The sequence below is a fragment of the Micromonospora sp. NPDC000668 genome (assembly GCF_042897975.1).
Taxonomy (GTDB): Bacteria; Actinomycetota; Actinomycetes; order Mycobacteriales; family Micromonosporaceae; genus Micromonospora.
Genome location: NZ_JBIAYP010000002.1, coordinates 754445 through 775783, shown reverse-complemented (window position 1 = coordinate 775783; position 21339 = coordinate 754445). Strand labels below are relative to the sequence as shown.

Annotated in this window: 20 protein-coding genes; 15 read left to right on the top strand and 5 right to left on the bottom strand. The window is 71.4% G+C overall.

Going from position 1 to position 21339, the window contains the following annotated elements; all coding sequences use genetic code 11:
* Positions 1–188: 188 nt before the first annotated feature.
* Both ACFY29_RS13075 and ACFY29_RS13070 read right to left on the bottom strand, forming a co-directional pair.
* Positions 189–533 carry a hypothetical protein gene (locus ACFY29_RS13075; RefSeq protein ID WP_386985661.1) on the bottom strand — a complete coding sequence of 115 codons (345 nt, stop codon included), beginning with the start codon at positions 531–533 and terminating at the stop codon, positions 189–191.
* Between the two features lie 188 nt (positions 534–721).
* The gene (locus ACFY29_RS13070) at positions 722–1900 is read right to left on the bottom strand and encodes a low temperature requirement protein A (RefSeq protein ID WP_386985659.1); all 1179 of its coding nucleotides are present in this window, start codon (positions 1898–1900) and stop codon (positions 722–724) included.
* 894 nt (positions 1901–2794) lie between these two features.
* Between ACFY29_RS13070 and ACFY29_RS13065 the strand changes: the two genes are divergently transcribed.
* Complete coding sequence (locus ACFY29_RS13065) at positions 2795–4087, top strand: hypothetical protein (RefSeq protein ID WP_386985657.1); 1293 nt, start codon at positions 2795–2797, stop codon at positions 4085–4087.
* A gap of 631 nt (positions 4088–4718) precedes the next feature.
* Here ACFY29_RS13065 and ACFY29_RS13060 read toward each other — a convergent pair.
* A complete protein-coding gene (locus ACFY29_RS13060) occupies positions 4719–5399 on the bottom strand; it encodes a TMEM175 family protein (RefSeq protein WP_386985655.1) in 681 nt (226 codons plus the stop codon).
* A 223-nt stretch (positions 5400–5622) separates the two neighbouring features.
* On the opposite strand from ACFY29_RS13060, the gene ACFY29_RS13055 reads away from it, so the two are divergent.
* The 9 genes from ACFY29_RS13055 (at position 5623) to ACFY29_RS13015 (ending at position 12711) form a co-directional block, all read left to right on the top strand.
* Entirely contained in the window at positions 5623–6174 is a 552-nt protein-coding gene (locus ACFY29_RS13055) for an RNA polymerase sigma factor (RefSeq protein ID WP_386985654.1), read from the top strand.
* Positions 6174–7184, top strand: a complete 1011-nt coding sequence (locus ACFY29_RS13050; protein ID WP_386985652.1) for a CU044_5270 family protein — start codon at positions 6174–6176, stop codon at positions 7182–7184. The genes ACFY29_RS13055 and ACFY29_RS13050 overlap by 1 nt, the downstream gene beginning before the upstream one ends.
* A gap of 221 nt (positions 7185–7405) precedes the next feature.
* Positions 7406–8509 carry a septum site-determining protein Ssd gene (gene ssd, locus ACFY29_RS13045; RefSeq protein WP_386985650.1) on the top strand — a complete coding sequence of 368 codons (1104 nt, stop codon included), beginning with the start codon at positions 7406–7408 and terminating at the stop codon, positions 8507–8509.
* Positions 8506–9717, top strand: a complete 1212-nt coding sequence (locus ACFY29_RS13040) for a TadA family conjugal transfer-associated ATPase (RefSeq protein ID WP_386985648.1) — start codon at positions 8506–8508, stop codon at positions 9715–9717. The genes ssd and ACFY29_RS13040 overlap by 4 nt, the downstream gene beginning before the upstream one ends.
* A 212-nt stretch (positions 9718–9929) precedes the next feature.
* Positions 9930–10901 carry a hypothetical protein gene (locus ACFY29_RS13035; RefSeq protein WP_386986722.1) on the top strand — a complete coding sequence of 324 codons (972 nt, stop codon included), beginning with the start codon at positions 9930–9932 and terminating at the stop codon, positions 10899–10901.
* Positions 10901–11545: a type II secretion system F family protein gene (locus tag ACFY29_RS13030; protein ID WP_386985646.1), complete on the top strand. Its 645-nt coding sequence runs from the start codon at positions 10901–10903 to the stop codon at positions 11543–11545. Before ACFY29_RS13035 ends, ACFY29_RS13030 begins: the two co-directional genes overlap by 1 nt.
* Positions 11546–11567: 22 nt before the next feature.
* Positions 11568–11735, top strand: coding sequence for a DUF4244 domain-containing protein (locus ACFY29_RS13025; RefSeq protein WP_151492073.1), 168 nt, complete (start codon positions 11568–11570; stop codon positions 11733–11735).
* A gap of 77 nt (positions 11736–11812) precedes the next feature.
* On the top strand, positions 11813–12178 hold the full coding sequence (locus ACFY29_RS13020; RefSeq protein WP_386986719.1) for a TadE family type IV pilus minor pilin: 366 nt from the start codon (positions 11813–11815) through the stop codon (positions 12176–12178).
* A 50-nt stretch (positions 12179–12228) separates the two neighbouring features.
* Complete coding sequence (locus ACFY29_RS13015) at positions 12229–12711, top strand: Rv3654c family TadE-like protein (RefSeq protein WP_386986716.1); 483 nt, start codon at positions 12229–12231, stop codon at positions 12709–12711.
* Positions 12712–12861: 150 nt separating this feature from the next.
* Here ACFY29_RS13015 and ACFY29_RS13010 read toward each other — a convergent pair whose 3' ends face one another.
* On the bottom strand, positions 12862–13440 hold the full coding sequence (locus tag ACFY29_RS13010) for a hypothetical protein (RefSeq protein WP_328422721.1): 579 nt from the start codon (positions 13438–13440) through the stop codon (positions 12862–12864).
* A 292-nt stretch (positions 13441–13732) separates the two neighbouring features.
* Positions 13733–16117 (bottom strand): DEAD/DEAH box helicase, encoded by a 2385-nt coding sequence (locus tag ACFY29_RS13005; RefSeq protein ID WP_386986713.1) that lies wholly within the window; start codon positions 16115–16117, stop codon positions 13733–13735.
* Positions 16118–16305: 188 nt separating this feature from the next.
* Between ACFY29_RS13005 and ACFY29_RS13000 the strand changes: the two genes are divergently transcribed.
* From ACFY29_RS13000 to ACFY29_RS12980, 5 genes are all read left to right on the top strand, one after another.
* The gene (locus tag ACFY29_RS13000; RefSeq protein WP_074316127.1) at positions 16306–16662 is read left to right on the top strand and encodes an STAS domain-containing protein; all 357 of its coding nucleotides are present in this window, start codon (positions 16306–16308) and stop codon (positions 16660–16662) included.
* Positions 16659–17096 (top strand): ATP-binding protein, encoded by a 438-nt coding sequence (locus ACFY29_RS12995; RefSeq protein ID WP_328422729.1) that lies wholly within the window; start codon positions 16659–16661, stop codon positions 17094–17096. Before ACFY29_RS13000 ends, ACFY29_RS12995 begins: the two co-directional genes overlap by 4 nt.
* Positions 17097–17413: 317 nt before the next feature.
* Entirely contained in the window at positions 17414–19762 is a 2349-nt protein-coding gene (locus ACFY29_RS12990) for a sodium-translocating pyrophosphatase (RefSeq protein ID WP_328422731.1), read from the top strand.
* Between the two features lie 116 nt (positions 19763–19878).
* Positions 19879–20421 (top strand): hypothetical protein, encoded by a 543-nt coding sequence (locus tag ACFY29_RS12985; protein WP_386985643.1) that lies wholly within the window; start codon positions 19879–19881, stop codon positions 20419–20421.
* Entirely contained in the window at positions 20412–21182 is a 771-nt protein-coding gene (locus ACFY29_RS12980; protein WP_386985641.1) for a hypothetical protein, read from the top strand. Before ACFY29_RS12985 ends, ACFY29_RS12980 begins: the two co-directional genes overlap by 10 nt.
* Positions 21183–21339 lie beyond the last annotated feature (157 nt).

Here is a 21339-nt window from a genome sequence, read left to right as displayed (position 1 = left end):
GTCGCCAGGGTACGGAGCGATCCAGCCCGCGCACCATCCCGTGTCAAGTGGGCCGACCGGCCGGACTGCCGGCGATGTCCGACTCCACTTGATGCGTGACGGATCGGTGTCAGGTGTTGGGTGACACGTCCGGCTAGACGATCTCGGTTGTGCGCGCCCGACGGCCGCTGCGGCGCGGGTGGTGCTGCCTACCGCAGGCGGTAGAAGTAGCTACCTTCGTAGTTGCGTTCAACGTTCTCATGAGAGTCGACGTAGAACGAGGTACCGGCGAGCCAGTCGGCGGGATGCCCGCTACGGGCGAGGATCGTCCGGAATTCTTGTTCGAGTCTTGCCGTCACGCCGTTGCTGGCGCAGCGTGCCACGTTGGCGTCGGTGTCGAAGAACAGCCACACTGCCGCGTCGAAGTCGGTCGGGACAAACGGGACGACGAACTCCACGCGCACAAGCGGTACCTCGTTGGCAACTGCCCAGGAGAGGAGCTCGCGCTTGGCGGTACCGAGGTGATCGAACTGCCTGCGACGGGCCGGGTCCACGTTGGCATCGTAGGCATGACTGTCGAGCCGGGCTTGTGCCCCAGCCACGGGAGTGTCCCGCATCGAGTGAAGCCAACCTGTAACGCATCAAGCGGAGTACGACACCGGGCTGCCGGCGGGCTGCCGGCGATGTCCGGTCTCGGGACCTCCGTGACACATCAGTCTCGGGACGTGGGTGACACGTCCGGCTAGCCAGGCGGTGAGGGCGGCTCGGGTGGGCGTCCTCGGGCACGGGCCGCGTCGGATACGGCAATCGCGGCCAGGACGAGAGCAGCGGCGGCGGCGACGAGCACCGGCGGCAGGAAGATCGTTGCCGGCGAGATGGCGGCGAGCATGAGGACCCCGGCCACGCGGTCGCGGGACACCCGGCCGAACACCGTGTACTCGATGATGGCCCGTCCGGCGAGGAACAGTGCGGGTCCGCCGAGGATGACGGCGACCCACGCCGGTGGTGTGTGCCCGAACGGGTGCTCGATGATGAGCTCGTCGCCGACGGAGATCGCGACGATGCCGGCGACCATGACCAGGTGGGCGTATATCGCCGACCGGGCAACGCGGAGCGGATCACGGGCCGCGGCGACGGCCCCGCCCAACACCTCCCCAGCACGGTAGATGTAGATCCACCACAGCAGCACCGTGGTCGCGAACGCCACCACGACCGCCGCGCCGCGGTCCGCCTCGAAGCCGCCGCTGCCGAGCCCCAACCCCGTCACCAGGATCAGCTCGCCCAGCGCGATGATGAAGAACTGCCGAAGCCGCTCGGCCAGGAACTCGCCCGAGACCGCAAACTCCGCCGCACCGGCGCGGCCCAGCCTCGGCGTGGGCCAGCCGAGTCCGGGCACCGCGTAGTCCACGGCCACGGCCAACGCCCACAGCACCCCACGCGGCCAACCCTGCACGAGGGCGCCCGCGATCCACGGCACCGCCGACACGCCGAACCAGAACAGCACCAGCAGCTCGGGACGCTGCGCCCGCTTGTCGCCCCACGTAAAGATCACGAGAAACAGGCTGCGGCCGACCTGGACGGCGACGTACGTGCCGGCGAAGACCAGGCCATGTCCGCCGAACGCCTCAGGCGCTGCGGCCGCCAGCACCAAGCTGCCGAACATGGCCCCGATGGCCAGCCGCCGTATCGCGGGCTGCCACGGGTCGAACCTGTCGGCTACCGCCGCCGACTGGGTCCACACCCACCACAGGGCGAGCAGCAATACCAGCGTCTGGAACGCGCCGTTCCAGTTCAGATGCTCCCGCAGTCCTTGCGAGAGCCAGAAGAGCGCGAAGACAAAAACCAGGTCGAAGAACAGGTCCAGGAACGTCGCCCGCTGCTCCTTCGGTCCCCGCACCAGCCGGGCTGCGCCACCCGTCATCGGTTCGCCCCGTTTCTGCCGCTTCTGTCAGCCTCTGAACAGTCGTACCACCCGGCAACGCTGGTGGATGCGGATGTGCTGCCGCGGCCTGGGGTCGAACGGCCTCGCCCGTGGTAGGCGACGGTAGAGGCCGATCAGTTCCTTCCAGCCGCCGCCGGTTCTGATCAGCTCGTCGACCTTGGCCAAGGGTCGGGCCAGTGCCACAGGCGGCGAAGTGTCACGCAGGTCCTGAGACCGATCTGTCACGCAGGTCCTGAGACACGACAGCCGGCTGCCGGCGAAGTGGTTCAAACTTTCTGTACGTCTTCAAGGCGGCCCTGAACGGGCCGCACGCGCCGCCGCCTGGGCGCGCGTCCGTCGCTCCGCTGGCGCTCCGACTCCGGCCACGCAACACGCCCGGCGGCTGGCGCGGAAGCGGGAAGCCCAAGGGGCCGCCGCAGAACCACAGGGGGCGTTGACCGGGTGGTGGTGGGCCGGCAGCCGGCCGGGCCGCGCGGGCCACGAGCCCGCGCGGCGTAGGAGAGCGCACGCCGGCCGCGTCGGCGAGCTACCGGCGGGTAGCGGGGCTGCGGTTACTGCGCCTCCGGCGGGGGCGCTCCGGCTCCAGGATGGCCGGGGGTCCGTCGGCGGGTACCGGGCTGTGGGTGGTTGCTGTAGGCCATCCCGTCTGCCATCGACCCGGGCAAGCCGAGCAGACCCCCGCCCGGCCCGCCAGCGTCCGTACGGGCGTCAAGGCCGTCTTGACGTGGCGGGCCGGGCGGAGGCCTGCTCCCCAAGAGGGCGGGTCGATGGCAGACGGGATGGCAAGTCCCACGGCGCGCGCCCGTCGCCCGACGTCATTCCATCACCGCGCCTCACTGTCCGATGTGGCGCGAGCGACCTAGACTTGCTCGCATGACTGAGTTAGACAGCACGTCGGATCATTGGCTGTATCAATGGATGGACGAGTTCCAAGTTGACGGCCATAATGTGGCGCGCGTCTTTGAGTCACCTAATGCGGTTTTACGCCTTCATGACCTCGCAAGCATTGCATTAGTCGCTGAGCCCTCCCCCGTTCCGCCCACCCGAGATGCCATTGTGGCGGGAAGGACGCTCGACCTTTCTGCGCCATTCAATTGCGGAAGGTTTGGGTGCACTAGCGCTCGTTTTGATCGAACCTTCCTAAGCACCTGGCACTATTTCGATTCGGTGGTGTTGGTGGGGCCGGACGAAAGAGCTTTCGTGCGTGCCATATCAACCACCAAGAAGCGTGATCGACAGAAGCGAATCGTAGAGCCCTTGCGCGAATACATTCTTCTCTTTCAGTATTTGCGGCAGATTGGAGCGACTGATCGCATCTATTTCCGCAGGAAGAATTACAGGCTTTGTGATTGTTGCCTTGAAGAGCGAGCGGAAAAAGAGGGGCTAAAAGCGTTTGGTGATCCGGCTGCTAGGGCTGACCTGGTGGGACTCTTGCAGGCGGACGCCTCTGCCACTGCTCACCTTGCGTATCCTGGGAGTTGGACGGTCGAGTTGGAGCATGAATCGCTGCCAGAACGCTTAGTGTGGGGAATGCGCTCTAAACGCAAGCCGAGCAAGCGAGAAGTAATTGATGACTTCATCAAGGTGGGCGCAAATAATCTGTTTGAGGACGTTCATCAAAGTGGCGTGCTGCGACTCCCGCTGCTGCAAGAAATTCGGGCTTCCTACTTCGGTCAGTCTGAAGCGCTGAGGGCGCAGGAGGAGTCTGTAGCTCTGGAACTTCCTCTGCCTTACCTTAAAGGCGTGCGAGCGGCCGATGTTCTGGAGCTTATGCGGGATGAGCGTCCAGCGCTTGCAAAGTTCCATGCAGCGCTTAGAAAAGCGGTACAGGAAAAGATTACAAAGGCGGGCGACGCATCCCCGGAGGAAATAGCTCGGCGCGTACAGAAAGACTACGTGGAGCCAGCCATCGCAGACATCGAAGCATCTCTAATGTCTGCCCGAAGGGCTCTTGTTAAGAAGAGTGCTACCGCGGTCGCCGTTGGCTCGGTGCTCGTGACGACCGGCGTCATAACTGCTATGCCACTCGTCATTGCCGCTGGCGCTACTGCATTGGCGAGCCCCATGCTTGATGCGAAGAAATTCGTGGAAGATCGCGAATCGCTTGCAAGTAAGGACATGTACTTCCTTTGGAAAGTCGGAAAATTCAGTCAGGGCCGCCATTAGTCACAGGTATCCATGGCAGGTGAAAGGTCGCATCCTGTGGGCCCTCTGCCCTTTTAGGCGGCAACGGCGGCAGCAGCCGTTCAAAACGCGGAAAGCCGTCGACGGTCAGCGGTGGACGGTTGCCCGAACGCGCAGGGGCGAGCGTAGACGACGCGCGCAAAGCGTGTAAGCGAGACGTTGGGCTGAGTCGTCATATCCGGAACGCTCACGGATTGACCAAGCGCAACGCTGGGAAGCCGTCGGGCGTTCGTCCTGGAAGAACGAAAGATTAATCGGAAAGGGGCTACAACCTTCCCGAACCGTGTGTCTCGGGGCTGGTGACAGCAGCGGCGACAGCAACAAGTCGGCATCTCGGCAGCCGCCGACGGTGGCGCGCGGACGAGCGTCCGAGGTGGCGGACGTAGGAAGACGGAGCCAGACCGCGCGCGCCCAGAACTTATAAGCGAGGCGTCAGGCAGCGAGGCAGCGAGAAGGCAGCACGAGCACCGGTACGGGTCGACCCCGAACACGAACCGACGGCGTTCGGCCCCTGCTCGACGACGCGGCCCGGCACCAGTTGGTACCAGCTGACGGCTTGAGACCGCATCCCCCCGACGGGGGTCGTCCCTTTCCAGGGAGTGTGCCGGGCAGGTCACAGGTCGCCCCGTCCTCCTTCGGGCCACTCCTCCCGACCGTCACTCCGACCGGCGCGCCCACGCTTTGACCTGGACATTTCGCCCGCGATTGGTAACCAGTAGAAGGGGATCAACGCGGTGATCACGGCCACGCCGAGGGCGGGGAGTAGGGCACCCAGCACGACTCCGGCGGCGATCCAGAAGGGTGCGACCCGGAAACGCCTGCTGATCGCCCTCTCACCTGCGGGATCGACGGTGCTGGCCAGCAGCCGATGATCACGGCGCGCGTACTCCCAGATCGCGTTGAAAAGAGAGGCTGCCACTCCGAGCGCGATGCCGTAGAAGACGACCGCAGTCCGCTGCCCGTGTCCGTCGCGGAACGCGGCGGCCAGCACGGAAGCGGCGAATGGCAGGAACGCGATGGTCATCAGCAGCAGGGTGTTGAGCAACAGCACCACCCGGTCGACGCCACGGAGGTGGTCGAACATGACGTGGTGGTTGGCCCACACCTGCCCAATGAGAAGGAAGGTGAGGGCGTAAGCCAGGTAGGACGGCCACAGCTCAGCAAGGCCGTGGGCCAGGTGTCGGGTGTCCTGCGGCGGGTGGATCTCCAGGACGAGCAGGGTGATGGAGATCGCGAAGACCGCATCGCTGAAGGCGACGAGCCGCGCCGGTTTGCGTTCCACGCCGAACGCCATTGACCTTCCTGGTCCGCGAACAGGTTCTGCCACCGCCCAAGCCTGAGACACGGGACCCAGCTGGGCGTGCAGCCGGGCGGGCGTGTCACCCCGATACTCCGAGCCTTGTGATCAGGGCACTGGGGGGTTGCGAGAGCGAAAGCTCAGCGGCCGTCGTGCGGTAATCGTCGGGCCGGTCGCGACACAAGCCAGGGTGAGAGTCGCCGAGGCAATGGGGGTTCGGGTGGGTCCACCGGAGAATCGCGACGAGGTCTGGTTCACCAGGCTCTACGCCGCCGAGTACGCGCACATCGTCAGGTACGGACTGCGTCGACTCGCCGACGCGGACGCGTCGGCGGAGCTCGCCCAGGAGGTCTTCGTCGTCGCGTGGCGGCGTCGCGGTGAGGTGCCGGACCGCAGCCTGCCCTGGCTGTACGGGGTGGCCCGGCGCCTGCTGGCGAACCAGTGGCGGTCCCGGCGCGCCGCCCCGGACGTCCTGCCGATCACCGACGCCGACCTCGCGCGGGTGGCGCATCCGTCCGGCGCCGACGCCACCGTGGGGGTCGCCGACGTCCGGGCGGCCCTGGCCACCCTCAGCGACCTCGACCAGGAGATCCTCCGGCTGATCGGCTGGGAGGAGCTGACGGTCTCCGAGGCGGCCCAGGTTCTGGGCTGCGCCCGCGCCACTGTGGCGGTGCGTCTGCACCGTGCCCGCCGCCGTCTCACCGAAGCGATGTCAGATCAGCCCGTCCGGCCCCGGCGTCCGGTGTTGGCGACCATTCGAGAGGACCTGTGATGTTCGGAGCAGAGCCAACCCGTACCCTCCTCGGCCCGGTCGACCCGGCCCGCGACGCCGCCGTGGCGCCATCCTCGGTCTCGGCGCGCGACCTGATCGACCGTGCCGGCGGCGCCGAGCCAGTCGTCGGTCATCGCCGCGCACGCCCGACCCGTCGGCTGGTTCTGACGGCCGGGACGTTGGCCGTCGCGGCTGGCGCCGTGGCGGTCCTCCAGCCGTTCGACAAGGTCGCCCCGGACACCGGGGATGTGCCGGTTGCCGCACCCGGATCGGTGCTCGTGCCGGTCGCGTACCAGTTCGACTCGGACGCCCCAGCGGCCGGCCCGCAGCTGCGCGCCCTGGCCAGCAGGCTCGTCGACGCGGAGTACGACAACAGCAGCGGGCGCTACATGTATCACCACACGAAGCTGTGGGGCGACCCGGTGATGACCTCCGCTGACGGCCGCCACCACGTCGCATTCGCCGACGAGACCAAGGTCTGGCAGGCCGCCGACGGGACCGGGAACCAGACCACCATCCAACTGGAACCGCAGTATCCCGACCAGGAGTCCCGGGACTACTGGCAACGCAATCTCGGGAAGGGCCCTGCGGTCGCCGGCACCCCCGCACCCGCCACCGTTCCGCTGCCGCCCAGAGAACTCACGCCACCGCAGGCTGATCGGTCGCAGCTGCGCGAGCTGCTGAAGGCCGCCCACGGCGCGGGTGCGGTGAGCAAGGAGGTCAGCACGGTGTACGGGCGGTACGTGGTGCCGCGGCAGACCCGCGCGGAGATCCTGCGGGTCCTCGCCGACGTTCCCGGCTTCCGCTGGCGAGGGCAGGTGACCGACCGCGCTGGACGGAAGGGTGTCGCGGTCACCTTCGACGACCGCGAGCACGACGCGCAGTCCCTGCTGATCTTCGACCCACAGACGGGCGAGCTGCTCGCCCACGAGCGGCTGACGCTCGCGCCCGTCCGGATCAGCTCGTACAAGGTGATCCTCGATACCGCCTGGACCGACCGGCTCGGCTGACCGCCGGCAGCGGGGCCGCTCCCTCGGGAGCGGCCCTGCCGCGTTTCCATTCCAGCCGGAGCATCGGTCGGAAATGCCCCGCGCGTAGCAGATCAACTGTCTCGCCGGGCGTTGTCCACAGCCCGCCGCGTTGTCCACAGGCGGCGCGGTCGGGACGGTTTGCGGGGCGGATCCCGAGCAGGGTCGGCGGCACACCCGAGCCCGACCCGCTGGAGGCCGCGATGGCACCCCGTACCTCCGTTCCGCCGATCCGACGACTTCCCCTGGTCGTCACAGGGGACGGCGATCTGCTCGACGACCTGCTCCGGCTCGCCGCCGCAGGCGGGACCGAGGTTGAGCTCGCCGCCGACCCGGCGGCCGCCCGTACCCGCTGGCTTCCCGCACCGCTGGTGCTGCTCGGCGCCGACCAGGCGCAGCCGTGCCTGCGTGCCCGGCTGCCGCACCGGCCCCGGCTGGTGCTGGTCGGCCGGGCCGGCCAGATCGACCCCGGCTGGCAGATCGCCGAGCTGATCGGCGCCGAGCACGTCGCCGCGTTGCCCGCCGCGGAACCGTGGCTGGTGGATCGGTTCGCCGAGCACGGCCCGGACCGTCCGGACGGCTCCGGCGCCCGGATCGTCGCGCTGCTCGGTGGGCGGGGCGGCGCCGGAGCGAGCGTGCTCGCCGGCGGGCTTGCCGTGACCGCCGCCCGGGCCCGGCTGCGCACCCTGCTGGTCGACGCCGACCCGCTCGGCGGTGGCCTCGACCTCGTGCTGGGCTGGGAGCAGTTGGAAGGGCTGCGCTGGCCCTCACTCACCGGTGCGGACGGGAGGGTCGACGCCCCAGCGTTGGTCCGGGCCCTACCCAGCCGCGGTGACCTGGTGGTGCTCTCCTGGGACCGCGGCGACCTGCTGGCGTTGCCCGCGGCGGCGATGGCGGCGACCCTCGACGCGGCCCGGCGTGGCCGGGACTTCGTGGTGATCGACCTGCCTCGGCAGCTGGACGACGCCGCCGTGATGGCGTTGCAGGCGGCCGATCAGGCGTTCGTCGTCGTCCCGGCCGAGCTGCGAGCCACCGCGGCAGCCGCGCGGGTGGTGGCCGCCGCCGTCCCGCACTGCGCCGCGCTCTCGGTGGTGGTGCGCGGGCCCGCCCCGGGCCGGTTGCGCGCGACCGAGGTGGCGCGGGCACTCGGGCTTCCGCTCGCCGGCACGCTGCGGCCCGAGCCGGGGCTCTGCCGCGGGCTGGAACGGGGCGAGGCCCCGGCCGCCGCCGGCAAGGGTCCGCTGGCCGCCCTCTGCCAGCGGATCGTCACCGAGCTCACCGGCGTTCCGGCCGCGGGTGCGGCATGACGGGCCGGCCGGAGGACGGCACCCTCGCCGCCCGGGTACGGCAGCGCATCGCCGCGGCCACCACACCGGTCACCCCGGCGGCGATCGTCTCGGCGGTACGGGCCGAGCCCACCGCCGCGGTGCTCGGTGACACCGCCGTGCTTCGGATCGCCGACCGGGTCCACGACGACCTCGTCGGCGCCGGGCCGCTGGCTCCGCTGCTGGCCGACCCGGAGGTGACCGACGTACTGGTCAACGGCACCCGGGTCTGGGTCGACCGGGGGGCAGGGCTGCACCAGGTGGCGATCCCGGTGGGCTCGGTGGAGGACGTCCGCCGGTTGGCGCAGCGACTGATCGCCAGCGCCGGGCGGCGGCTCGACGACGGCTCCCCGTACGCGGACGCCCGGCTCCCCGACGGCACCCGGCTGCACGCCGTGCTGCCGCCGGTGGCGACCGAGGGCCCGTACCTGTCCCTGCGGACCTTCCGGCACCGGCCGTTCACCCTCGACGAGCTGGTGCACCAGGGGACCGTGCCGCGACCAGTGGCACCGGTGCTCGCCGCCGTCGTCGCGGCCCGGCTGGCGTACCTGGTCACCGGCGGCACGGGGTCGGGCAAGACCACGCTGCTCAACACGCTGCTCGGGTTGGTGCCGTCCACCGAGCGGATCGTGCTGGTGGAGGACGCCGCCGAGCTGCACCCGGGGCACCCGCATGTGGTGGGGCTCCAGGCGCGTACGGCCAATGTGGAGGGATCGGGCGTGGTGAGCCTCGGCGATCTGGTCCGGCAGGCGTTGCGGATGCGCCCGGACCGGCTGGTGGTCGGGGAGTGTCGGGGCGGCGAGGTGGTCGACCTGCTTGCCGCGCTGAACACGGGCCACGACGGGGGCGCCGGCACGCTGCACGCCAACACCCCGTCCGACGTGCCGGCCCGACTGGAGGCGCTCGGCATGCTGGGTGGGCTGCCCCGTGCCGCGCTGCACGCCCAGGTGATCGCCGCGTTGCAGGTGTTGTTTCAGGTGCGCCGCGGCGACCGGGGGCGCGTCCTGGAGTCGATCTGCCTGCTGCTCCCGGAGGGGCCCGACCGGTTGGTCACCGTGGTGCCCGCCTGGGTGCGCGGCCGGGGGCTAGGGCTGGCCGCGCGCGCGTTCGGGGCGCTGCTGCGGGACCGTGGCGTGGCGGTACCTCCGATACTCGGCGAGCCGTGGCCCGGATCGGCGGGTCCGGCATGACCGGCGGAGCGGTGCTGGTGGTGACGCTGCTGTTGGCCGCCGCGGCACTGGTGGCCTGGCCCGTGCACAGCATCCGGGGGCGCCGCCGTCGGGTGCTGACGTCGGCGGGCCGTGGAAACGCGCGGGCCGAACCGGACGACCCGCTGGTGGACTGGGTCACCGAACTCGGCCGTCCCCTTGACGGACCGGCCGACGGGTTCAGTGGTGCGCGGATGCCGGTCGGCTGGCCCACTCGGGACGTCGCTGGCGGCCAGACCTGGCCATCGTTGGCGAGCGCCTCGGCGGGGTCCACCCGTCCGGCAGGTCCGGCACGCCCGCCGACCCGTCGGGATCCCCGTCGGCCGGCAGGTACCGCCCGGCCAGCGGCCGGGCCCCTGGAGGCCGGGCGGGGTGCCGCCACGTCCCTCTCCGTGCCGACGGTCGACGGCGGAGGCCCGGACGTGGAGCGTCGGGGCGATCCCGCCGGCACGGCCGACGGGTCCAGAGACGTCGATCGCCGTGGGCGCCAGCTCGTCGGTCCGGCGGGGATGCCGGTCGGCGGACCGCGCGGGGCGGGTGCGCCGGCGCGCGTCCCGCCATCACCGGCGCGCGTACTGCTGCTGGTCGGCCTGGCGGGCGCCGGCACTGGCGCCGTGCTCGCCGGCCCGGTGGCCGCCGTCGCGGCTGCCGGCTACGGCATGCTGGCCGTGCGCGCTCTGCTGCGCTGGCGGACGAACCGGCAGGTCGAGCGGAACCGACGGCGCGGGCTGGACCAGCTGTGCGGTCTCGCGGCGGATCTCCGGGCAGGCCTGCCCGTCCCGTCGGTCGTCGAGGTCGCCAACGCAAGCGGGTCGGGTGGTGCGGACCGGCTTCGCCAGTTGACCTCGGCCGCGGTGCGGCTGGCGGACCGGACGGGCGCGCCGCTCGCCGAACTCGTCGAGCGGATCGAGGCGGACGCCCGGGCGACCGACCGGGGGCTGGCAGCCGCGGCGGCGCAGGCGGCTGGCGCTCGGGCCACGGCCTGGTTGCTGGCGGCCCTGCCGATCGGCGGGATCGGGCTCGGTTACGGCGTCGGCGTGGATCCCGTGGCGGTGCTCCTGCACAGCACGGTCGGCGGGGTCTGTGCGGTCCTCGCGGTCGCCTTGCAGGTCGTCGGCCTGTTCTGGGCCGAGCGGCTCGGCGCGACGCCGGGGCGGGCCGGTTGATGTCCCGGACGGTTCCCAGCGCGGGAGCGAGCGCAGCGGCCGGCCGGCGGCGCCCGGACGTGATCCGGCTCGCCGCAGCTCTGGGCGGGATCGCCGTGGCCGTGGTGATCGGAGGCTGGCTCGGGCTGCTCGGCGCGGTTCCGACTGCGGTCCTGCTGGACCTGCTGCTGCGGCGGATCGAGTCGCCGACCGCCCGCAACCGGCGACTCCGGGAGGCCGCCGACCTGCCGCTCGCCGCCGACCTGCTGGCCGCTGCGATGCGGGCGGGCGCCCCGGTGGACCGCTCGGTGCTGGCCGTGGCCGAGGCGCTGGACGGCCCGCTCGCCGACCGGCTGGCCCGGGTCGGCCGCACCCTGCTGCTCGGCGGTGGTCCGGCGGAGGCGTGGTCCGCGCTGGATGGGGTGCCGGGGGCGGAGCGATTGACCGCGGCCGCGTTCCGCTCGGCCAACAGCGGGGCCGCCCTGGCCGGTGCGCTGACCCGGCTCGCCGACGACCTGCGCGCCGACCGGGCCACCGCCGCCGAAGCGTCGGCCCGCCGAGCGGGTGTGCTCATCGTCCTGCCGTTGGGGCTCTGCTTCCTCCCGGCGTTCATTCTCGCCGGCCTGGTGCCGGTGATCGTCGCCGTCCTCGGCGACGTGCTCTGACCCATCGAGAAGGGAAACAGCCATGCGCAAACTCATCGGCCGCCTGCGTGGCGACGCCGGGATGAACACCGCCGAGTACGCCGTCGGCACTCTCGCTGCCGTCGCGTTCGCCGGGATCCTGTTGAAGGTCCTGACCTCCGGCAACGTCCAGTCGGCGCTGACCGCCGTCATCGACCGGGCGCTCAAGTGATCGGGCGCCGGCAGGCCGGCCGCGATCGGGGGACCGGCGCTACCGAGTGGACGGCCGGCGGCGGGCGGAGATTCCGCATCGGCCTCCGGGCGGGCGATGGCGACCGGGGGTCCTTCACCGCCGAACTGGCGGCTGGCCTGCCGGCGCTGCTCCTGCTTCTGCTCGCGGGCCTGACCGCTGTCAACGCCGTCAGCATCCGGGCGAGTTGCCTGCACGCGGCCCGGGAGGCCGCGCTGGCCGCCGCTCGGGGCGCGGACGGTAGCGCTGACGGCCGGGACGTGGCGCCGCCGGGGGCGGAGGTGTCGGTGTCAATCGACGGGGATCTCGCGCAGGCGACGGTGCGGGCACCTGTACGCGCGTTGGGCGGTCGACTCCCGCGGATCACCGTGGTCGCCACCGCCGTCGCGGCCGTGGAACCCGGGGCCATGGAGGAGAGCCGGTGAACAGACGGCAGGGCATGTCGGAGCAAGCAACCACGACCAGCCCGCCGCACCTGCGCCGCAGGCGGCCGAACACCGAACGCACGAAGGTCGACTGGTCGCGCGGGGAACGGCCGAGCACCGACCGCCCGGAGGTTGAGTGGTCGCGAGGGGAACGACCGAGCACCGAGCGGCTCGGTGCCGAGCGGCAGGATCGCGATCGCGGTGGGGCTACCGTTCTCCTGTTGGCGGTGGGGCTGGTCTTCGTGCTGGTAGGGACGTTCGGCGCCGCCGTCGTTGCGACCGGAATGGCGGCTCAACGGGCGGCGGTGGCGGCCGACCTGGGTGCGCTGGCCGGGGCCGCCAGGGCGTTCGACGGCGACGCGGCGGCATGCGCGTTCGCCGCCGACGTCACCGGTCGCAACGGTGGGCGGCTGGTCGCCTGTCGTCTCGACGGGCTGGACGTGCTGGTGACCGTCGAGGTCGTGATCACGCCTCTGCCCGGTCTGACCCGGGTCGCGGCGTCTACGGCCCGCGCCGGCCCGGTTCGCGGCTGAACGGCTCGACCCCTACCCGTCGCTCGCCATGACGCAGACGCAGCCGCAGCCGATAGCCGGCGGCCGGCAGCCTGCTGGCCGGAACGTGGGCTGGGGGCCCGTGTCCCGGCCAGCGGCCGAAGGGGTGGGTGGCCGAGTGGGCCGGGTGCGTCAGCGGGACTGGAGCGCGTCGAGGGCGACGGCCATCGCGATGACCAGACGGCGGTCGATCTGCGGGTTGTGCACCTCGACGACGTACTTGTCGCGCAGGCCCCACTTCTTGATCACGGAGAAGACCGGCTGGCCGCCAGCGGTGAAGTCGAAGTGGTACGGCAGCCAGGACAGCGAGTCGACGAAGCGGCGCAGCAGCGCCACCGGCATGCTGCGCTCCTGACCGGTCACCTGCGGCAGGCCGGCCTGCTCGACGTGCCAGGTGGAGCGGAGCAGCGACTGGGCGAAGTCCTTGCGGAACAGGCCGATCGGGTTGCCGGCAGCGTCGGTGACGTCGTACGTGGCACCGAGGTCGATGCGCTGGCGGGCCTTGAAGCCGAGCAGGGGCTGCTGCTTGGAGTCATCGGTGTAGATCGTCACCTGCTCCTTGAAGGCGAGCCGCTTCTGCTGCGCGAACGCCAGCAACTCACCTTCGGTGCCGTCCGGCGAGACCGCCCGGACCTCGTACTGGTTGACCATCATCCGCAGTCGCTGGCGGATGTGGAACTGCCGCAGGGTCTGCAAATTGTCGAGCTGCATGTGGTCTCCTCAGGGGGTTGGTGGGCCGGAGTCTCGCACAGCCCGGCAACTGCCGCCGGCCCGCATCCCCCGGCGCTCCCACCAGCGGTGGATCCACCTCGTCCATCGGTTCCGGTGACGGTCAGCGGCCGTCGACGGTGGCGCGTATCGCCCAGCCGTTGAGGATCTGGTGGATACCGCGCAGCCGTTCGTTGATCTGCTCCAGCCGTTCCGCTTGGGCCAGGGCGGCCAGCGCGGACCCGAGCGCGATCTGCTGGTCGGTGGTGAGTTTCTCCTGATCATGCAGCGCGGCTCAGGCGGGCAGGTTCGCCAGCACCACGTCGAGCACCCGGATCGCGTCCGGCTTGGAGAGCGGGTTGTTGCCGTTGCCGCACTTCGGCGACTGCACGCACGAGGGGCAGCCGGTCTCGCAGCCGCACTCCGCGATCGCGTCCCGGGTGGCCCGCAGCCACGCCGAAGCCGTCCCGTACGCCCGCTCGGCGAAGCCGGCGCCCCCCGGATGTCCGTCGTAGACGAAGACAGTCGGCGCCTCGGTGTCCGGGTGCACCGCGGTGGAGAGCCCGCCGATGTCCCACCGGTCGCAGGTGGCCATCAGCGGCAGCAGGCCGATCGCGGCGTGTTCGGCGGCGTGCAGCGCACCCGGTACGTCGGCCGGCTGGACCCCGGCAAGAGTCAGCGACTGCGGCGACAGGGTGAACCAGACCGCGACCGTGCGCAGCTCCCGGGTGGGCAGGTCGAGCGGCCGGGTGTCGATCACCTCGCCGGTGGCGATCCGCCGCCGCTGGTACGACACCACCTGACTGGTCACGTCGACCTCGCCGAGGAACATGCCGACCGGCCCGGCGTCCACGTAGGAGCGCACCGAGACCACGGAGAGATCGGTGACGTCCCGGGCGTGGGTGGACCAGTCCGGCTCCTCGACGTGCACCAGCGCGCAGCCGTCGGCGAGGTCGAGGTCGTCGACCACGTACGAGACGCCCTGGTGCAGGTAGACCGCGCCGGGGTGGAGCAAAAAGTGCGAGGAGCCGCCGTCCACCGTGCCGAGCAGCCGGCCGGTGGCCGACTCCACCACGGCTACCGGGGAGCCGCCCTCGCCGCGCAGGTCCACCTCGGGGCGCTCCCGGTGCCGCCAGTACCAGCCGGTGGGTCGCTGCCGCAGCGCCCCGGCCGCCACCAGCTCGTCGATCGCCTCCTTCGCCCCGTCGCCGAAGAGCGCCAGGTCAGCCGGGGTGAGCGGTGCCTCGACGGCGGCGCAGGCCAACTGCGGGGCCAGCACGTACGGGTTGGCCGGGTCGAGCACCGTCGCCTCGACCGGCGCCCCGAAGATGGCCTCCGGGTGGTGCACCAGATAGGTGTCCAGCGGGTCGTCCCGGGCCACCAACACCGCCAGAGCCTCCTGCCCGGAGCGCCCGGCGCGGCCCGCCTGTTGCCAGAGCGACGCCCGGGTGCCCGGGTATCCGCAGATCAGCACCGCGTCCAGCCCGATCAGGTCGACGCCCAGCTCCAGCGCGTTGGTGGAGGCCAGGCCGAGCAGGTCACCCTCCAGGAGCGCCCGCTCCAGCTCGCGCCGCTCCTCGCGTAGGTAGCCGCCCCGGTAGGCGGCCACCCGGTCGCCGAGCCCGGGGACCGCATCGTCCAACGCCCGACGCGCGCTGGCGGCCACCACCTCGGCGCCCTTGCGGGACCGGACGAACGCGAGCGTGCGTACCCCCTCGGCGACCGTGTCGGCGAGCAGGTCCGCGGTCTCCCGCAGCGCCGACCGGCGGACCTGGACGAGGTCCGGCATGTCGTCGTGCCCGCCCGCCGCCTGGGCCGGCGCCAGGGAAGATGCCGCCGAGGAGTCGGGTGGGAGCAGCGGTGGTTCCCAGAGCGCGAAGGTCACCCCGCCGCGCGGTGAGGCGTCCTCGGTGACGGCGGTCACCGGCAGGCCGGTCAGCCGCCCGGCCGCGGTCGCCGGGTCGCCGGAGGTCGCCGAGGCGAGCACGAACACCGGGGTCGCCCCGAACCGGGCGCACTGGCGGCGCAGCCGGCGCAGCACGTGCGCCACGTGTGAGCCGAAGACGCCCCGGTAGGTGTGGCACTCGTCGATCACCACGTACGCCAGGCGGCGCAGGAAGCCGGACCACTGGGCGTGCCCGGGCAGGATGCCGTGGTGCAGCATGTCCGGGTTGGTCAGCACGAACCGGGAGTGCCGGCGGATCCACTCCCGCTCGGCACGCGGAGTGTCCCCGTCGTAGCAGGCCGGGCGTACCCCCTCCAGCTCCAGCGCGGTGACGGCCCGCAGCTGGTCGGCGGCGAGCGCCTTGGTCGGCGCCAGGTAGAGCACGGTGGCCCGGGGGTCGGCGAGCAGCGTGGCCAGCGCCGGGAGCTGGTACGCCAGTGACTTGCCGGACGCGGTGCCGGTGGCGACCACCACGTGCCCACCGTCGTACGCCAGGTTGGCGGCCTCGGCCTGATGCCGCCAGGGCGCGACCACGCCACGGCCGGCGAACGCCGTGCGAAGCTCCGTCGGTGCCCACGTCGGCCACGGCGCGGGCACCCCGGCGCGGGCCGGCACCCGCTCGACGTGGGTGACCGGGTCGCCGGCGCCCCGGGCGCGCAGCCGGCGCAGCAGGTCGGTCGGCGATGGTCCGGGGCCGGGACCTGCGGATACGGTGGCGAGAGACGACGGCTTCAGGTCGTGGCGCGGCGACAGGTGCGCCGAGCTGAAGCTGTCGTGAGTCACGTCCTGCACTCTCGCACTGGTGTTCGGAGATGAAAAGTCGGACCGGGGGGTATAGGGAAGCCGCCGCCGGTGACCGCAGGGTGTCCCGGCGGTAGTGGTTAGATGCCCAGGAGAGTTTACGGCTCTGGCAAGGAGGACCGATGGAGCTGTCGCTGGCGACCCGCACCGTGGGCGAACACACGGTGCTCGAGGTCGGCGGTGAGGTGGACGTCTACACCGCGCCCCGGCTCCGCGAACGGCTTCTCGAACTGATCGACGGTGGCGCCCGGCACGTGGTGGTCGACCTCGGTCGGGTGGACTTCCTCGACTCCACCGGGCTGGGCGTGCTGGTGGGCGCGCTCAAGCGGCTCCGTACGGCCGGCGGCTCGTTCGCCCTGGTCTGCGACAAGGAGCCCCTGCTCAAGATCTTCCGGATCACCGCGTTGGACCAGGTGTTCCCGCTGCACCCCACGGTCGACGCTGCCGTTGGCGCGGAGCCGACCGGCGCCAGCGCGTGATGGCGACGGTCCGCCTCTCCTTCTCCCCAGCGCCGGTTCACGTGCGCACCGCCAGGCTGGTCGGTGTCGCCGTCGCCCGGCGTGCCGGGGTCCGGGAGGACCTGCTGGACGAGGTGCGCCTGGCCATCGGCGAGGCGTGCACCCGGGCGGTGGCCCTGCACCGCCAGTACGGCCTGGCCGACCCGGTGCTGGTGGAGATGTCCGACGCCGGGTCGTACTCGGTGCGGGTGGTCGACCGCGCGCCGATCGAGGCCGGCATCGGGCTGGCCGCGTTGCCGCCGGACGCGCTGGCCAACGAGTCGCTCACCGACGAGGCGCTGACCACCGGCGTCGGCTTCGCGCTGCTCGCCGGCTTCGTCGAGGACCTTCAGGTGCGTCCGGTCGACGAGGGCATCGGCACCGAGGTGCGGATGGTGTGGCCGCTCGGCCGCTGATCCGTCCCGCTCCACAGGCCGCTTCCCCACGGGGGAGGCGGCCTTGTTGTGATGGACCGGGCCCTATATCAGATTTCGTTTCATAACACAGCGACGAAGATCATCGAGACACGGTGCCACCTGGGTGTGACCTCCGACACTGCAGAGGGCTACAGTACCCGGGTTGTCAGCAAGTGATCCATCCCGCAGCCAGCGGGTATGGGTGTTCATCGCTGGTCCGCTGGGGTGGGTTGGCGCGCGCTTGCGAGTCCGCATTCAGGCGCTGGTCGGTGCGTCTCCACTCACCGGCGCGAGTGTTCGGTAACAGGAGGACACAGATGTCCGAGACCTTGGCCGCCGACGGCGGCGGGCTTTCCCTTACCGGTAGCAATGTCACGTACGTCGTCATCGCCGCGGTACTTGCGCTGGTAGCGCTCGCCTTCGCCGCCGCCCTGACAAAGGCGGTACTGGCAGCCGGCAAGGGCACCACCAACATGCAGGAGATCTCGGGGGCGGTCCAGGAGGGCGCCTCGGCCTACCTGCTCCGCCAATTCCGCACCCTGGCGATCTTCGTTGTCATCGCCGTGGTGCTGCTCTTCCTGCTACCGGTGCACGACACCGACGGCAGCGAGACCGCAGTGAAGTTCGGCCGCTCGCTCTTCTTCGTGGTGGGTGCCCTGTTCAGCGCGTCCATCGGCGGCGCGGGCATGTGGCTGGCCACCCGCGCGAACCTGCGTGTGGCCGCCGCCGCCCGGGAGCGCGAAGGCGGCCGCGAGGCGGCCATGAAGATCGCCTTCCGCACCGGCGGTGTGGTCGGCTTCCTCACCGTCGGCCTCGGCCTCTTCGGCGCCGCGCTGGTCGTCCTGGTCTACCGGGGTGACGCGCCGACCGTGCTGGAGGGCTTCGGCTTCGGCGCCGCCCTGCTGGCCATGTTCATGCGGGTCGGCGGCGGCATCTTCACCAAGGCCGCCGACGTCGGCGCCGACCTGGTCGGCAAGGTCGAGAAGGGCATCCCCGAGGACGACCCGCGCAACGCCGCCACCATCGCGGACAACGTGGGCGACAACGTCGGTGACTGCGCCGGCATGGCCGCCGACCTGTTCGAGTCGTACGCGGTCACGCTGGTCGCCGCCCTGATCCTCGGTCGCGCCGCGTTCGGCGAGGACGGCCTGGTCTTCCCGCTGATCATCTCCACCATCGGCGTGCTGGTCGCGATCTTCGGAGTCTTCATCACCCGGCTGCGCGCGTCCGACCGCAACGCCCTGACCGCGATCAACCGGGCCTTCTACATCTCGGCGGTGCTCTCCGCGGTGCTGGTGGCGATCGCCGCCTACGCCTACCTGCCGGCGACCTTCGCCGAGTTGGAGGGTGGGCTCACCGACGTCGACCGCAATCCGCGGCTCGTGGCCATCGGCGCGGTGGTGATCGGCATCGTGCTGGCCGCCGCGATCCAGGCACTGACCGGCTACTTCACCGAGACCAACCGGCGCCCGGTGCAGGACATCGGCAAGAGCTCGCAGACCGGTGCGGCCACCGTCATCCTGGCTGGCATCAGCATCGGCCTGGAGTCGGCCGTCTACTCGGCGCTGCTGATCGGCGCCGGTGTCTTCGGCGCGTTCCTGCTCGGCGGCAGCTCCATCACGCTGTCGCTGTTCGCGGTGGCGCTGGCCGGTACCGGCCTGCTCACCACGGTCGGCGTGATCGTCGCCATGGACACCTTCGGGCCGATCTCCGACAACGCCCAGGGCATCGCCGAGATGTCCGGTGACATCGACGAGCACGGCGCCCGGACGCTCACCGAGCTGGACGCGGTCGGCAACACCACCAAGGCGATCACCAAGGGCATCGCGATCGCCACCGCGGTGCTCGCCGCGACCGCGCTGTTCGGCTCGTACACCGACTCGCTCCGCACCGCGTACGCGGATGCCGGCGTGGGCGACGTCGGGACGGAGATCCTCAACTCGCTGAACGTGGCCAACCCGCGCAACCTGGTCGGCCTGATCATCGGTGCGGCGGTGGTCTTCCTCTTCTCCGGGCTGGCCATCAACGCGGTGTCCCGCTCGGCCGGTGCCGTCGTGATGGAGGTCCGCCGGCAGTTCCGTGAGCTGCCCGGCATCATGGACCGCACCCAGCGCCCGGAGTACGGCAAGGTCGTGGACATCTGCACCCGGGACGCGCAGCGCGAGCTGATGACCCCCGGCCTGCTCGCCATCCTGGCGCCGATCGCGGTCGGCTTCGGCCTCGGGCCCGGCGCGCTCGCGGCGTACCTGGCCGGGGCGATCGGTGCCGGCACGCTGATGGCGGTCTTCCTGGCGAACTCCGGTGGTGCCTGGGACAACGCCAAGAAGCTGGTGGAGGACGGCGCGTACGGGGGCAAGGGCTCCGAGGCGCACGCCGCGACGGTCATCGGCGACACGGTCGGTGACCCGTTCAAGGACACCGCCGGCCCGGCCATCAACCCGCTGCTCAAGGTGATGAACCTGGTCTCGCTGCTGATCGCGCCGGCTGTGGTGGCGTTCAGCATCGGCGACGACCGGAACACCCCCGTGCGGGTGAGCATCGCCGTGGTGGCCACGCTGATCATCGTGGCGTCGGTGGTGTTCAGCAAGCGCAAGGGCATCGCGATGGACGACTCCGACACCGGTGCGGGCAGCACGGACCACCGGCCGGAGACGGTCAACGCCTGACCATCCGCGGCATCGGGTCCCCGGTCGGCGTGCTGCGCCGACCGGGGACCGCCGGGTCCTCCTCCGGGCCGTCCTGACCGGTGCCACACCTGGCCAAAGGCCGTACGCTGCAACGCATGCGTACGTGCCGGGCGTCAGCCGCCGGAAAGTTCACGGTGGTCCTGGCCACGTTCGTCGTCCTGCTCGCCGGCTGTGGCGGCGGCCCCAGCCCACGGGCCTGGGCGGCCACGGTCTGCGGCGCGCTCACCCCGTGGCGCTCCGAGATCAGCAAGTTGACCAGCAGCACGGATGAGCAGATGACCGCGCAGACCACGCCGGCGCAGGCCAAGGAGAACCTGGTGCGGCTCTTCGGTGGGGCGGAACGGGCCAGTGAGACCGCGCGCCGCAAGGTGGAGCAGGCCGGCGTCCCGGAGACGGACAACGGCGCGGCCATCTCCGCCGGTTTCCGCAGCTCACTGGAGAAGATGCGGGACGCCTACGGTCGGGCCCGCGACACCATCGACGGGTTGGGCACCGGCGAGCCGACCGTCTTCTACGACGGTGTGCGGGCCGCGGTGGAGACGCTCAACAAGGAGTACGACGCCAGCGCCCTGGACACCAGCCAGCTCAATTCCGAGGAGCTGAAACAAGCCTTCGACGAGGTGCCGGAGTGTCGCTGAGCGGGGTCGGCGACACCGGAGCGGCCCAGCCGCTGCCGGCGCTGTTCCCGGCACCCGAGCCTCACGCGCAGGCACCCGAGCCCGACGCGCCGGCACCCGGGTCGGCACGACGGCGCACCCGGCCGCTCCGCTCCGGGGCGAGCCTGCCGTCGTCCTCGCCGCCACAGAGCGACGACGCGGGGCGGCAACTGGTCTTCTTCGGTGCGGAGGCGGCCGAACCGACGGTCGCCGACCTGGCCGGGCTGCTCGCCGGGCCGGGCGAGGTGGTGCGGATGGGCGGCACCGCCCGCCTCTCGATACAGGTGGACGACGCCTGGCGGGTGCACGTGCTCGTCGCCGAGTTGGCGCTGCGCGGGCTGGCGGCGAGCTGGGAGCCGACCGGGGACGAGCGACACGCCGTCCGTACCTCGTACACCCGGGTCTTGAAGCCGCTCGCGGTCGCCTGGCTGCACGGCCCGGCGAAACGCCCGCCGGCCGCCTTTCACCTCACCGGCCGGCGGCTGCGGCTCTGGCTCGCCGCGGCCGGGACGCCGGAGCCCTCCGGCGGCTTCCTGCTCCGGCTCGGCGAGGGCGACCAGGAGTGCTGGCAACCCATCGGTGCAGCGCTCGCCGCCGCCGGCCTGGCCGGCACACTGCTTGGCCGAGGCGAGGGCGGCCCGGGGTACCGGATCACCGGCCGGCGCCGGTTGGGTCGGCTCGCTGAGCTGGTCGGAGGGCCGCCGCGCGCGGCACCGGCCGACGCCTGGCCGACCCGACCCTGAACGAGGGGCGAACCGGTCATTCCGCCCAGTGTGCAGCGGAGGTCGGCGCCGCGGCCGGCTGTCCGGTCCCGGACAGCCGGCGGGCCGATCCCGGCGGAAAACGGGCGGGTCGGACCTCGGCCGAGGGTCTGCCATCGTCACAGTGACCCGCTTGGAG